The following is a 13451-nucleotide window of genomic DNA, read 5'->3' as shown; positions in this document are numbered from 1 at the left end:
TCACAGCTTGTAAGCCTCTTTCGCGAGGCGGTATGCGAGATCGTAGGCAACCTCGTGCGCCTCATCCTCGCCGAGGCGATGAGTGGTCACGAGTTGGCTCAGAAAGGCGCAATCCACGCGGCGCGCCACATCGTGACGGGCCGGGATCGAGAGATAGGCCCGGGTATCGTCGTTGAACCCGACGGTATTGTAGAAACCGGCCGTTTCCGTCGTCAGCTCGCGGAAACGGCGCATGCCCTCCGGCGCATCGAAGAACCACCAGGCCGGACCGAGCTTGAGCGCAGGATAATGGCCCGCGAGCGGCGCGAGCTCGCGCGAATAGCTCGTCTCGTCGAGCGTGAAGAGAATGAGCGTGAAGTTGCGCTCGTTGCCGAACCTGTCCAGGAGGGGCTTCAGAGCCCGGACATAGTCCGTGCCCGTGGGAATGTCGGCCCCCATGTCGCGGCCGAAGCGGCCGAAGATCGCATCGTTGTGGTTCCGGAACGAGCCGGGATGGATCTGCATGACCATGCCGTCTTCGACGCTCATGGCCGCCATCTCGGTGAGCATCTGAGCGCGGAACAGCTCGGCATCCTCGGGGCCGACCTCCCCCGTCGAGACGCGCCGGAACAGAGCCTCCGCATCCGCTCGCGACAGATCGGCGGTTCGCGCCGTCGGATGCCCGTGATCCGTAGAGGTCGCGCCGTACGTGCGGAAGAACGCGCGCCGCTTGCGATGCGCTTCCAGATAGCCGCTCCATGTGGCGGTATCGCAACCCGTAATCTCGCCGAAGCGGGCGAGGTTCTCACGGAATCCTTCGAACTCGGGATCGACGACAGGATCCGGACGATAAGCCGTGACGACACGCCCTCCCCAGCCCGACTGACGAATGATTTCGTGATATTTCAAGGGATCGAGCGGGCTTTCCGTCGTGGCGATGGCCTCGATGCGGAAGCGCTCGAACAAAGCGCGGGGACGAAACTCCGGCGTACGCAGGGCCGCATCGATCCGGTCGTAATAGACATCGGCATTGTCGGCGCAGAGACGTTCCGTGAAGCCGAACAGCGTCGCGAACGTATGATCGAGCCAAGCGCGCGTGGGCGTTCCGCGGAAGAGATGGTAATGCGCAGCAAAACGCCGCCAGATCGCACGGGGATCGCGCTCGACCGGCCCGCCGTCCCGCGTCGGAATGCCGAGATCCTCAAGGCTCACGCCCTGGCTGTAGAGCATCCGGAAAATGTAATGATCGGGAATGACGAACAGCGTCGCCGGATCAGGGAAGGGTTCGTTCTCGGCGTACCAGCGCGGGTCCGTATGCCCATGCGGCGAGACGATCGGCAGATCGCGGATTCCCTCATAGAGCCGTCGCGCCACCTCCCGCGCCGCAGGCTCGATGGGGAACAGCCGGTCCGGATGGATCAGCATGGGTTTCTCCCTAGACGTTACGCTCGACCTTCCCGGTCAGTTATCGAGATTGTGCAGGGAAGATTAGAGCGATTGGAGCGGCTTTGCAATGGCCTACTAGTATGGTAGTGTGCCACTTATGACTAATAGACCCTCCCTTGCAAAGCTCGATATCAGCCGCGAGCCCATGGCCCGACAGGTCACGCGCGCCTTGCGTCAGGCCATCGTGACCATGCAGATTGCACCGGGAGAGATGCTGTCGGAGCAGGACCTTGCCCAGAAGTTCGGGGTCAGCCGATCGCCGGTCCGGGAGGCGCTGATCAAGCTGAGCGAAGCCGGGCTCGTGCGCGTTCTTCCTCAGCGGGGCACCCAGGTCGTCAAGATTTCGCGAGCCGCCGTCGAAGATGCCCGCTTCATCCGGGAAGCCGTGGAATGCGCGGTCGTGCGCGATGCAGCCGTCAATGCGACGCCCGTCAGTCTCGCAGAGCTGAATGCCAGCCTCACCCGCCAGCGGCGCGCGCAGCGCTCCGCCTCGACCGAAGAATTTCTCGCGCTCGACGAAGAGTTTCACCGGCTGCTCGCCGAAACGGCCGGCCGCCCCGCGGCATGGCGAATGATCGAGGACATCAAGCCGCAGATGGACCGCGTGCGTTTCCTCGACATGACGAAGGCCGTCCCCCGCCATGTGGTGCTCGCGCAGCACGTTCTCATCGTGAAGGCCATCAAGGAGAAGGATCCGGTGGCCGCGCATGAGGCGATGCACCAGCACCTGTGTGAGATCCTGCGTACGCTGCCGGAACTCGCCGCGCAGCACCCGCATCTATTTGAATCGGAGACAGAACCGTCTCCGGACGTTCTCAGCGCCTGAGCCATCCGTCTTGATGGACTGGGCGCGCCGGAAGGATCGATGATGTTGGACAAGCAGGCCCCGTCCCCGCGGATCGTGCGCCTCCATGAGCGCGACAATCTTGTCGTGGCCGTCGATCCCATCGCTCCTGGAGCGGCCGTTCACGGGGTCATGGCCAAGAGCCGCGTCCCCAAGGGCCACAAGATGGCCGTTGCGCCGATCGGGCAAGGGGAAGCGATCCTCAAGTTCGGCCAGATCATCGGCTTTGCTTCAATGCCCGTCGAACCCGGCGAATGGGTCCACGAACACAATGTGGAGATGCACGCGTTCTCCCGCGATTATCGTTTCGCCGAAGAGGCTCGATCGGAAGCCGTGCTGCCGGTCGAAGCCCGTGCGACCTTTGAAGGTTATCGGCGCGCGAACGGCAGGGTCGGCACACGAAATTACCTTGCGATCCTCACCAGCGTGAACTGTTCGGCCTCCGTGGCCCGCTTCATCGCACGGGAGGCGGAGCGCTCAGGTCTTCTCGACGAGTATCCGAATATCGACGGCATCATCCCCCTGGTGCACGGCACGGGCTGTGGCATGGATCAGAAGGGCGAAGGCGCCGAGATCCTCAAGCGAACGCAATGGGGCTACGCCTCCAATCCCAACATCGCGGGCGTGCTCATGGTAGGTCTGGGTTGCGAGGTCTTTCAGATCGGGCGCTGGAAAGAGCTCTATCGCATCGAGGAGACCGACACGTTCCGGTCCCTGACGATCCAGGAAACCGGCGGCACGCGTAAATCCGTCGAAGCCGGCCTCGCGGCGATCCGCGATATGCTCCCCATCGCCAACCGCGTCCAACGCGAGACCGTACCGGCATCCGAATTGGTTCTTGCCCTGCAATGCGGCGGCTCGGACGGCTATTCGGGCATCACGGCGAACCCCGCTCTGGGGGCGGCCGCGGATCTTCTGGTCCGAAATGGCGGCACGGCAATCCTGTCGGAAACGCCCGAAATCTACGGCGCGGAACATCTCCTGACCCGCCGTGCGGCAACGCGCGAGATCGGCGAGAAGCTCGTGGATCTCATCCGCTGGTGGGAGGATTACACGACCCGCAACAGGGGCGAGATGAACAACAACCCCTCCCCGGGCAACAAGGCGGGCGGCCTCACGACCATCCTCGAAAAATCCCTGGGTGCGGCAGCAAAGGGCGGCACGACGACGCTGACGGATGTGTATCGCTATGCCGAGCCCGTGAATGCGAAGGGCTTCGTGTTCATGGACACGCCCGGCTACGACCCGGTCTCGGCGACCGGACAGGTGGCGGGCGGTGCGAATATCCTGTGCTTCACGACCGGACGCGGCTCTGCCTATGGCTGCAAGCCGACGCCCTCGATCAAGCTCGCGACCAACAGCGATGTCTACCGGCGGATGATCGACGACATGGACATCGATTGCGGCGATATCCTCGATGGCGTTTCGATCGCCGAAAAGGGGCAGGAGATTTTCGACACGATCCTGAAGGTCGCCTCGGGCGAGCGCTCCAAGTCGGAGCTTCTCGGATATGGCGACGCCGAGTTCCTGCCCTGGCAGGTCGGCGCGGTGATGTAGGCGACAACGAGAGTTCAACCTCAACTGCCGATCCGAGAGGTCGGCTTGAAACTGTAAGGTGCTTCCATGGAACAGACCTGGCGCTGGTTCGGCCCCGATGATGCCGTTCGCCTTCCCCATATCCGGCAGACCGGTGCGACGGGAATCGTGACGGCGCTTCATCACATTCCTTACGGCGTCGTCTGGAGCGTGGAAGAGATCGAGAGGCGCAAAGCCGAAATCGCCGCCGACCGATCGCTGGGCCTGCGCTGGAGCGTGGTCGAGAGCCTGCCGATCCATGAAAGCATCAAGATCGGTGAAGGCGATCTCACCGTTCTGTTCGACAATTACCGCCAGTCCCTGCGCAATCTCGCGCAATGCGGCATCAAGACCGTCTGCTACAACTTCATGCCGGTCGTCGACTGGACCCGCACCGAGCTCGCCTACCCTCTCCCGGGCGGCGGAACGGCGCTGCGCTTCAACGCGCATGAATACGCCGCATTCGACTGCTTCATGCTGCAGCGCCCCGGCGCGGAGCAGGAGCAGACCCCGGACGTCCTCGCTCGCGCGAAGGAATGGTACGACCGCTCGTCGGAAGTCGACCGCAACAAGCTGCTCGCGAACATCATGGCGGGCCTTCCGGGCGCCTATGACCGCTACGACATCCCTGGCCTGCGCGCGATGCTCAGCCGCTACGACGGCATCGACGCGAGCGCGCTGCGTGAAAACCTGGCGCGCTTCCTGCGCGAGGTCGTTCCCGTCGCCGAGGAAGTGGGTATCCGCATGTGCATCCATCCGGACGATCCGCCGCGTCCGCTGATGGGTCTGCCGCGCATTGTTTCGAACGCGGACGATCTCGCCTTCATCGTCGGTGCCGTCGACTCGCCCGCGAACGGGATTACGCTCTGCAGCGGTTCGCTCGGAGCCGGTCCGTCGAACGACGTGCCCGCCATCGCGAGGCGCTTTGCAAACCGCATCTGGTTCGCTCACCTGCGCAATGTCGCAAAGGATCCGGACGGCTCGTTCATGGAGGCGGATCATCTCGGCGGCGACACCGACATGGTCGCCGTCGTCACCGCTCTCCTGGAGGAGCAGAAGCGCCGGAAGGATTCTGGCGAGGAACGCTGGCGCATTCCGATGCGCCCGGACCATGGCCACGAACTCCTCGACGATGTGGGCAAGCCCACCCATCCGGGCTATCCGGCCATCGGCCGCCTGAAGGGGCTCGCCGAACTGCGCGGCGTGATGACGGCGGTATCGGCCCTTCGGAACCTTCCGCTCTAGCGGGGCCGAGCGGAGATCATCGCGGCCCGGCGAGGTGCTCGGCAGGCCTATCGAGCCCCTCGCCGGCGACCGTCAAAATTGACCGGTTGTCGGCCCTGCCGTACCCCATCGCTTGATCGACGTGGAGAAAGTGGACACCATCGTCGAACTCCCGGCCGCGTCGGTCATGCTCGCGGTGCGGCAGATCGGCCGGCAGAAAAGCCGCCTCAGCGTGGCCTTGCTCTATTGCCACGGCACATGCCCTATAGACACCTTAGACGGGTGCATACGCTTTTGATAGGATAGGGATATACAAGAACATCCTGTCGAGCCCTGGGCCCAGGGCCCTCCGTCGGCAGCCACTGGGGAAACGCTCGTGACTTCGACTGTTTACGATACGAACCTCGACAAGAATCCGGCGAACCATCAGCCACTGACGCCCCTCTCGTTCCTGGAGCGCGCCGCGAGCGTTCACCCTGAGCAGACGGCCATCATCCATGGCCCGCTGAAGCGCAGCTACCGCGAGTTCTATGCCCGTTCCAGGCGCCTGGCTTCGGCGCTGGTCCGGCGGGGCATCGGGCGCGGCGACACGGTGTCTGTCATCCTTCCCAATACGCCGGCGATGCTCGAATGCCACTATGGCGTGCCCATGGCGGGCGCGGTGCTCAATACGCTGAACACCCGTCTCGACGCCAAGGTCATCGCGTTCTCCCTCGAGCACAGCGACGCGAAGGTGCTCATCACGGACCGGGAATTCTCGAACGTCGTGAAGGCAGCCCTCGCCATGACGTCCGTCAGGCCGCTCGTCATCGATTACGACGATCCGGAATTCACCGGCTCGGGCGATCTCCTGGGCGAACTCGAATACGAAGATCTTCTGGCCGAGGGCGATCCCGAGTTCGCCTGGAAACTGCCCGGCGACGAGTGGGACGCCATCACCCTGAACTACACCTCCGGCACGACGGGCGATCCGAAGGGGGTCGTCTATCACCATCGCGGCGCATATCTGCTCGCGATGGGGAATATCGTGACCGGCGCCATGAGCCAGCATCCCGTGTATTTGTGGACGCTGCCCATGTTCCACTGCAACGGCTGGTGCTTCCCCTGGTCGCTGTCGATCGTCGCCGGAACGCATGTCTGCCTGCGCGCCGTCCGCGCGAAGCCGATGTATGACGCTCTGGCCGACCACAAGGTCACCCATCTGTGCGGCGCCCCCATCGTCATGTCGACTCTTCTCAATGCACCGGCCACGGAAAAGCGCCCGCTTCCTCATGTGGTCCGCTTCATGACGGCGGCAGCCCCTCCGCCGGAGGCCGTGCTGGCCGCCATGAAGGAGGCGGGCTTCGACGTGACCCATCTCTACGGCCTGACGGAGGTTTACGGTCCGGCCGTCGTCAATGAATGGCATGAGGACTGGGACCGGCTGTCGCCCGCGGAATATGCCGCCAAGAAGGCCCGCCAAGGCGTGCGCTATCCGGTGCTCGAGGCGCTCGACGTGCTCGACCCGGACACGATGCGGCCCGTGCCTGCGGATGGCAAGACCCTCGGCGAGGTCATGTTCCGCGGCAATGTGGTGATGAAGGGCTATCTGAAAAATCCCGCCGCGACCGAGAAGGCCTTTGCCGGCGGCTGGTTCCATTCCGGCGACCTCGGCGTGAAGTATCCCGACGGCTATGTGCAGCTGAAGGATCGCTCGAAGGACATCATCATCTCCGGCGGCGAGAACATTTCTTCCATCGAGGTGGAGGATGCCCTCTACAAGCACCCTGCGGTTCAAGCCGTCGCCGTCGTCGCGATGCCCGATCAGAAATGGGGCGAGACGCCTTGCGCCTTCGTGGAACTCAGGGCGGATCAATCAGCGACGGCCGAGGATCTCATCGCCTGGTGCCGACACCATCTCGCCTCCTTCAAATGTCCGCGCACGGTGATTTTCGCCGAGCTGCCGAAGACGTCCACTGGAAAGATCCAGAAATTCCAGCTCCGCGAGATGGCGCGGGCGCATGCCGGGGCGGCTTGAGGACAGCTCCTCAGCGCCCCTTCCACACCGGTTTGCGCTTGCCGATGAAGGCATCGATCCCTTCCGCCGCATCCTCGGCCATCATGTTGCAGGCCATCACCTGGCCGGCATAGGCATAGGCCTCCTCCAGGCTCATGCTCCGCTGGCGGCCGAACATGGCCTTCCCGGTGCGGATCGCGACCGGGCTCTTGGCACAGATCTCCACTGTCAGAGACGCCACGGCGGCATCGAGTTCGGCATCCGGAGCCACGCGGTTGATCAGGCCGTACGAGAGGGCCTCGGAGGCCGAGACGAAGCGCCCCGTCACCAGCATCTCGAAGGCCTGCTTGGGCGCAACGTTGCGCGAGAGCGCGACCGCCGGAGTGGAGCAGAAAAGACCGACATTGATTCCTGAGACGGCGAATGTCGCGCTCTCGGCCGCAACCGCAAGGTCGCAGGACGCCACCAGCTGGCACCCTGCGGCGGTCGCCATGCCCTGCACGCGGGCGATCACCGGAACCGGCAGGTTCACGATGCTCTGCATGACGCGCCCGCAGCGCTCGAACAGATCCTCGTAATAGTCCTGGTGTGGATGGGACCGCATCTGCTTGAGATCGTGCCCTGCGCAGAACGCCTTGCCTGCAGCGGCGATCACGACGCAGCGGACGGCCCCGTCGGCGGCAAGCTCGTCCAGGTTCCGCTGCAAGGCCCGCAGCATCTCCTCAGACAGGGCATTGTACTGACCCGGCCGGTTCAGCGTCAGTGTCACGACCCCTTCCCGCTCGTCGCGGGTCAGGATGGGCTCATCGGAAGCTATCTGCGCGCTCATGGATCCTCTCCCCTGCCGCAAATTTAAGCACGTTGTCCCTGGGAGCCAAGCTGAATAAGCTGAGGCCCCATCGACGCCGCAGCCTTTCGTCTGCGGTCATGTGACAGGAAGGAAGCCCCTCATGAGCAAGGCCCCCATCAGCCGTTTCCCCACGCCGGAGATCGCGGACCTGCCGGAGGACATTCGGGCGCGCATCCTGGCCGTTCAGGAAAAGTCCGGTTTCGTGCCGAACGTCTTTCTCGTCCTGGCCCGCCGCCCCGACGAGTTTCGCGCCTTCTTCGCCTACCACGATGCCCTGATGGACAAGCCCGGGAACCTCACCAAGGCGGAGCGTGAGATGATCGTGGTCGCGACGAGCAACGCCAACCAATGCCAGTACTGCGTGGTGGCTCACGGGGCGATCCTGCGCATCAGGGCGAAGGACCCGCTGATCGCCGATCAGGTCGCGATCAACTACCGGAAGGCCGATATCACGGACCGGCAGAAGGCGATGCTCGACTTTGCAATGACTGTCGCCTTCGAGGCCTATTCGGTCGACGAGGCCGACCTGGCGCAGTTGCGCAGCCACGGCTTCAGTGAGGAAGACGCCTGGGACATCGCCGCAATCGCGGCCTTCTTCGGCATGTCAAACCGCCTCGCCAACGTCACGAACATGCGCCCGAACGACGAGTTCTACACGATGGGCAGGACGTGACCGAACCCGGCACCGGCCGATCGGTCCTTCGAGGGGAGGCTCGGCGAAGGAATGAATGGTAGGCCCGCAGGACTCGAAGCTGCAACCGGACCGTTATGAGCGCCTTTCTTACCGATCGAACGCATCATTGCTGGCATTGCTGCACGCGCGACGGTCGGCGTCTTTGTCCTTGAGTTGATCGAACCGCATGGGGATGGCCAGGCTCGAGTACGAACGCAAAAATGGGAACCGATTTTGCGTGAAAAGATGCTCACGACCATCGACTGACAGCATCGGATGTGGGTTCGAGGGCACATCCGGTTCTGTAGGCGAATGTCTCGGGCGATCATGAGGATCTGCCGATTCAGGATCTCTGAGCGGTGCAGCCCACATGGATTTTTCCCTGAATCTCAGGGTGAGAAAGCGATGAAGGATCTCGGTAACTCCCTCTAAAGCCAAGCCTTTCTAGGACCGCAGTCAGATGGATAGGCTTTCGCCCCTATATGACCACAATAGTCCTTTTGTCTTTCATCATCGGTCGCGCGGTGAAGCTCCCGATCTTTTAGGCGCGATACTGCCCTTGAAGCACTCTGGCACGGAGGACTCCATGTCCGGCCATGATCGGTCACGTCCCGTCTACCGAGCCTATTTGATCAACGACCTTGGGCGCATCTTCAATTCGCATTATCTCGATTGCGAGAGTGACGAGCAAGCCATCGAGGAGGCCCGTCGACTCGTAGGTCGCTATGGCGTTCAGCTATGGGATCGCGCACGCATGATTGCTTCGTTCCCTGCCCTCGCCCCGAAAGCCGCAGTCACTCAGGCATGCCCCGGTGCATAGCGCATCGGGCGTGAATAGGGGATTTGCACTTTTTGGGTTCCCTCCGATGCTCTCTTCTGGGAAAGAGCGCAGCATGCGCCCATGGCGGCGACATGCAGAGATGAGGTGAGCCTCATCCCTCAGCGTTATGCCCGGCCTTGAGCCGGGCAGCCATGTCTTTGTAGCGCAGTGGTTCCCAAGACGTGGATGGCGGTAAACCAAATGCAGCCATGCCGGGAGAGCCACGACGGAGGGAGTGCATCGCTTCGGTGAACCCGCCGAGTTCGCACGATGCGCTAGGGATCAGGCATCCTGCACGTCCCCGAAATGCAGGGCTGCCGACCACGCCTGCTCCAGACGCTTCAGGGTCTTGATGGCAATGTCAAGTTCACGGGCTTCTTTTGGACTGCGCACGACGAGGCTATGGTAGGTCTCATCAACTTTTTTCACGGCCTCGCACAGCCTTCGTCCTTTATCGGACAAGCGGAGCCGCGCTGAGCGTCGATCTCGTTCCGATACGCTTCGGTCGACATAACCAGTCTCGACCAAGCGCTTAAGATTATAGGAGGCGTTCGAACCTAAATAGTAACCGCGCTCGATCAGATCACGAACCGTGAGTTCCTCGGCGCCGATCATGAATAGCATCATGACCTGAGACGGGCTGACGTCATGAACACCAAGCCGTGTGAGATCAATCCGAAACAGGTCAAGCGACCTGCGATGAACGCGCTCCACAACGCGGACGAGATCGAGGTGTGCATTCGCACGTAAAGGATCCGCTGCTGAACCAACGACCCGATTGGCCGTCTTGGTTGTGCCGTCCACCGGTTGATCTACGTCTTGTCCCGCACTGCGCTTTCGCGCCATTCCGTTGCCCCTCTACTCACGACGTAGGCACAGTAGCCAATTCTAAAATACGATGATGCGGCAGCTTGTCGAGGCATAACTCAGTGCGCTCCACGTGTGTTCGTCCACACCTAATGAAAGCCGCAGTTTCCTGTGAGCGAGCGTCAAAGCGCTGAGCCTCCACGAGAGCATGGTTCGGCGAAGTGGATCCAGGCTGCCGTCCAAAAATGTAGCGAAGCAAAGGAACGAGCTGTTTTCATGTCGGTGGAAACTGCTCTCAATTGCCGGGATCGGACTTCGCTACGTACCACTTCGGACGTACCCCAAATGCGGATCGTAGGAAAATATCATTATTTTTCAATAGGTTAATATGGGATATATGCTGAATTTAGTTCTAAATTCCAACTAAATTAGGAATAATCTGGAACTGTCTCGGGAGCTTGTGCGTCTCGATTAGCAGAGGCCGACGGTTGGTTGGCCCGGTTGAACCACTCAGCTCTCAGGACAAAAATTCATGCGCAAAATGACGCTCGCTCTTGCGGGCCTGACGACACTTGTCTCAACGGCAGCCCTGCACGCGACAGAGATGAATCCCTATGGCAGGTTGGCGGACGCTCGCCGCGCGGCAAACGTCACGAACCAATGCATGCCGGCCGTAGCGAATCCATCGGATTACACCAACTGCCGGCTGCGTCGTGTGCGTGGCAACGAGGTTTGCCGCTGTCAAATCGTGCCTCCGGCGCAGCGGCTCGTGAGGGTTCCCGTCGACGATCCTCATCTCGTCACCGGATCGATCGGCATGACGCCAGGGTTCATGACATCTGGCGCGATCAACACTGAGCGTACCAGCGACGGGGACGGCTCGCGTGGCGGCTTTGCATCGATGAACCCGCCAGGTGGCGGCATCGGCAATCCCGGAGGTACCGGTGGTTCTGGAGGTTCCGGAGGTGGAGGCACCACCGGCGGAGGTGCTTCCGGGGGCGGTGACACCGGGAGCGGTGGCGGCAAGCCCGGAGGCGGAGGTTCCACGGGCGGCGGCCAGACCGGCGGCGAGCAGCCTGGCGCCGAGCAACCCGGCGGAGGGCAGCCCGGCGGTGGAAACCCAGGCGGTGGACATCACGGCGGCGGACATCATGGCGGTGGGAAGCCGGGCGATGGCCATGGCGGGCACCACGGTGGTGGAAAACCGGGCGATGGCCATGGCGGGCATCACGGCGGTGGTAAGCCAGGTGGAGATTACGGCGGCGGCCACCACGGTGGGAACAATGGTGGCGGCGGCAAGCCGGGTGGTCACCATGGTGATGGACATCATGGTGGCAAGGACGATGGTGGGCGGCCGGGCGGCGGCCACCACGGCGGAGACCGTGATGGCGGACGCGGCGAGCACGGAGACAAGGGCGGTAAGGACGGTCGCGGCCGGGGCGATCATGGCCAGGGTCATGGACGCGGTGATGGCGGGTATGGCAATCCCGGCAATGACAAGGGCTCCGGTCGCGCAGGTGAAAGCCCCGATGGCCGCGGTGGGTGGGGCGGTGGCTCCCATGGCCGCTCCGACGGGCATGATCGCGGCGGCAAAGGAGATCACGGGGACCGCGGCGGCAGGAACGAAAGCAGTCACGGCGGCGGCCGCGGCCAGAGCGATGGAGATCGCGGCGGCCGTGGCGGACAGAGTGATGGAGGTCGCGGCGGCCGCGGCGAATCCATCCGCTAACTGAATCTCCTACAGCATCGGACGTGACATCGAACGCACGTCCGGTGCTTCAACGTTTTGATCTCGAGCATCTTTTCACGCAGTGACGCAAAAGGCCCAGTTTCGCCGGGCCCTTTTCCACTTCGGAAATGTGCGGGTCAGAGTTCCGGGAATTTCCGCTCTGCGGTTGTTTCACCCAATACACTTCCGGCAGCATCAAGTGCCTTGAGCGTCCAGCGGTAGGTATGTTGCTGACCGCTCGGTGGGGAGGGACCATTGTATGTCCCCTGTCCGAACAGGGCACCGCAGTCAATCACGGTCTGCTTCGGAGTAATAGCTACTTCACCGCCACCATGATTATAGCCCGGCACATCCAGATCGGTCATCCTCATGGCGATCTTAGCAGTGCCTTTAGGCACACCCGACAACTTGAACTCAGGTGAACCACTACACCACCGAAAGCTGGCTTTCATGCCTTTAGATTGTGCGAACGCGGCAGGACTTATTGCTATGATAAGTGCCGTGAGAGCGAGGGTGCCTCGCATATTTGCCCCCGTATGCAACGTTTTTCATCTCTCAGGTCTGAGAAACAAACGATGCAACATCAAGAGCCATCTTCGCGTCAATAGCACCAAGCCTACTGTCCACGATCAAACGCAATAGCATAATGGGAACGAGGCGGCTTTGTACCTACCCTGTGACAATTCAGTTTGATCCAACCCACAGTTTTCCAATCTGTTATGCCAGATTTTCGAGATGACGCTTGTAGGTTCGCTCGTTCAGCCTGCACCTAGCCCGGTGGAACTGTCGCTAATCAATGTCGCTAATGACATCAAACCAACAACTAAGTCATTGATTATGTTAGGTGGTGGGCCCGGCAGGATTGCCACCCACGAATGATATCAGCCACTTAACAGTGGCAAACCTGCGAAAAGGCCCCACTGAATTTCTTGGGTTTTTTCTGCCTTTTGGCAAACCTTTTCCCGCCCCTCTCGCAGGTTGAAGGGCCGCATGAGCGGACGCCTGCCTCAAAGCCAATCCCTCATTCAGTTGGTTGTGCATATTGCCCGGGCCGGGAAGCTAAAGGCCCAGCAGGCGCTCCCCTTGGCTCGGACTGCCTACCGCAGCTTTCTCTCGGATGGGGAAGTCACCTTCGGGGCCCCTCAGTACGATTGGGACCGTCTCGCTGCAGCTACAATAGCCCATGAATATGAGACTCGCCTTTGCCCCCCACCCATCTCATGAATGGGAGGACAGAATGAGCGCACTTGCCAGAGATTGCGGCCACCGATGGGCAGTCATTCGCGACCGGATGTCCGTTATGGGGCTAGGGCTTCAGATGAGCAGCGGCACTCTCGGTTATCCTGAAGCCGTACTTTGATTTTCCGAGTTCAGAACCAACCACTGCCCCGCCTGCAATCTGACCGCGAGGTCACGCGAGCCCTCGCCTGGCCATCCTGAATTTTGCATTTGGCAAAAAGTTCAGTTTATCGGCGGCAGAAAGCACTATAGATGCCTCCTAGTTGCAG

General features: G+C 61.8%; 11 protein-coding genes. 6 read left to right on the top strand and 5 right to left on the bottom strand.

The window, feature by feature from the left end; translation table 11 throughout:
* Complete coding sequence (uxaC, locus tag AB8841_RS15195; protein ID WP_370436668.1) at positions 1 to 1404, bottom strand: glucuronate isomerase; 1404 nt, start codon at positions 1402 to 1404, stop codon at positions 1 to 3.
* A gap of 118 nt (positions 1405 to 1522) precedes the next feature.
* Between uxaC and AB8841_RS15190 the strand changes: the two genes are divergently transcribed.
* The 3 genes from AB8841_RS15190 (at position 1523) to uxuA (ending at position 5089) form a co-directional block, all read left to right on the top strand.
* The gene (locus tag AB8841_RS15190) at positions 1523 to 2251 is read left to right on the top strand and encodes a GntR family transcriptional regulator (RefSeq protein ID WP_370436667.1); all 729 of its coding nucleotides are present in this window, start codon (positions 1523 to 1525) and stop codon (positions 2249 to 2251) included.
* Positions 2252 to 2290: 39 nt separating this feature from the next.
* Positions 2291 to 3826: a UxaA family hydrolase gene (locus AB8841_RS15185; protein WP_370436666.1), complete on the top strand. Its 1536-nt coding sequence runs from the start codon at positions 2291 to 2293 to the stop codon at positions 3824 to 3826.
* A 66-nt stretch (positions 3827 to 3892) separates the two neighbouring features.
* Complete coding sequence (gene uxuA / locus AB8841_RS15180) at positions 3893 to 5089, top strand: mannonate dehydratase (protein WP_370436665.1); 1197 nt, start codon at positions 3893 to 3895, stop codon at positions 5087 to 5089.
* Positions 5090 to 5105: 16 nt separating this feature from the next.
* Here the strand turns inward: uxuA and AB8841_RS15175 are convergent, their stop codons facing one another.
* Complete coding sequence (locus tag AB8841_RS15175) at positions 5106 to 5321, bottom strand: hypothetical protein (protein WP_370436664.1); 216 nt, start codon at positions 5319 to 5321, stop codon at positions 5106 to 5108.
* 123 nt (positions 5322 to 5444) lie between these two features.
* Here AB8841_RS15175 and AB8841_RS15170 point away from each other — a divergent pair, with 123 nt between their 5' ends.
* Positions 5445 to 7085, top strand: coding sequence for an acyl-CoA synthetase (locus AB8841_RS15170; protein ID WP_370436663.1), 1641 nt, complete (start codon positions 5445 to 5447; stop codon positions 7083 to 7085).
* A gap of 10 nt (positions 7086 to 7095) precedes the next feature.
* On the opposite strand, the gene AB8841_RS15165 is transcribed toward AB8841_RS15170, so the two are convergent.
* A complete protein-coding gene (locus AB8841_RS15165; RefSeq protein ID WP_370436662.1) occupies positions 7096 to 7893 on the bottom strand; it encodes an enoyl-CoA hydratase in 798 nt (265 codons plus the stop codon).
* Positions 7894 to 8014: 121 nt separating this feature from the next.
* On the opposite strand from AB8841_RS15165, the gene AB8841_RS15160 reads away from it, so the two are divergent.
* Positions 8015 to 8587, top strand: coding sequence for a peroxidase-related enzyme (locus tag AB8841_RS15160; RefSeq protein WP_370436661.1), 573 nt, complete (start codon positions 8015 to 8017; stop codon positions 8585 to 8587).
* Positions 8588 to 9689: 1102 nt separating this feature from the next.
* On the opposite strand, the gene AB8841_RS15155 is transcribed toward AB8841_RS15160, so the two are convergent.
* On the bottom strand, positions 9690 to 10253 hold the full coding sequence (locus AB8841_RS15155) for a MarR family transcriptional regulator (protein WP_370436660.1): 564 nt from the start codon (positions 10251 to 10253) through the stop codon (positions 9690 to 9692).
* An 875-nt stretch (positions 10254 to 11128) separates the two neighbouring features.
* Here AB8841_RS15155 and AB8841_RS15150 point away from each other — a divergent pair.
* Positions 11129 to 11947, top strand: a complete 819-nt coding sequence (locus tag AB8841_RS15150; RefSeq protein ID WP_370436659.1) for a hypothetical protein — start codon at positions 11129 to 11131, stop codon at positions 11945 to 11947.
* A gap of 133 nt (positions 11948 to 12080) precedes the next feature.
* Here AB8841_RS15150 and AB8841_RS15145 read toward each other — a convergent pair whose 3' ends face one another.
* The gene (locus tag AB8841_RS15145) at positions 12081 to 12395 is read right to left on the bottom strand and encodes a hypothetical protein (protein ID WP_370436658.1); all 315 of its coding nucleotides are present in this window, start codon (positions 12393 to 12395) and stop codon (positions 12081 to 12083) included.
* Positions 12396 to 13451 lie beyond the last annotated feature (1056 nt).

Origin of the sequence: Microvirga sp. TS319 (assembly GCF_041276405.1) — a bacterium.
GTDB lineage: Bacteria > Pseudomonadota > Alphaproteobacteria > Rhizobiales > Beijerinckiaceae > Microvirga.
The sequence above is the reverse complement of the archived record's forward strand: the minus strand, read 5'-3'. Positions and strand labels throughout refer to the sequence as shown.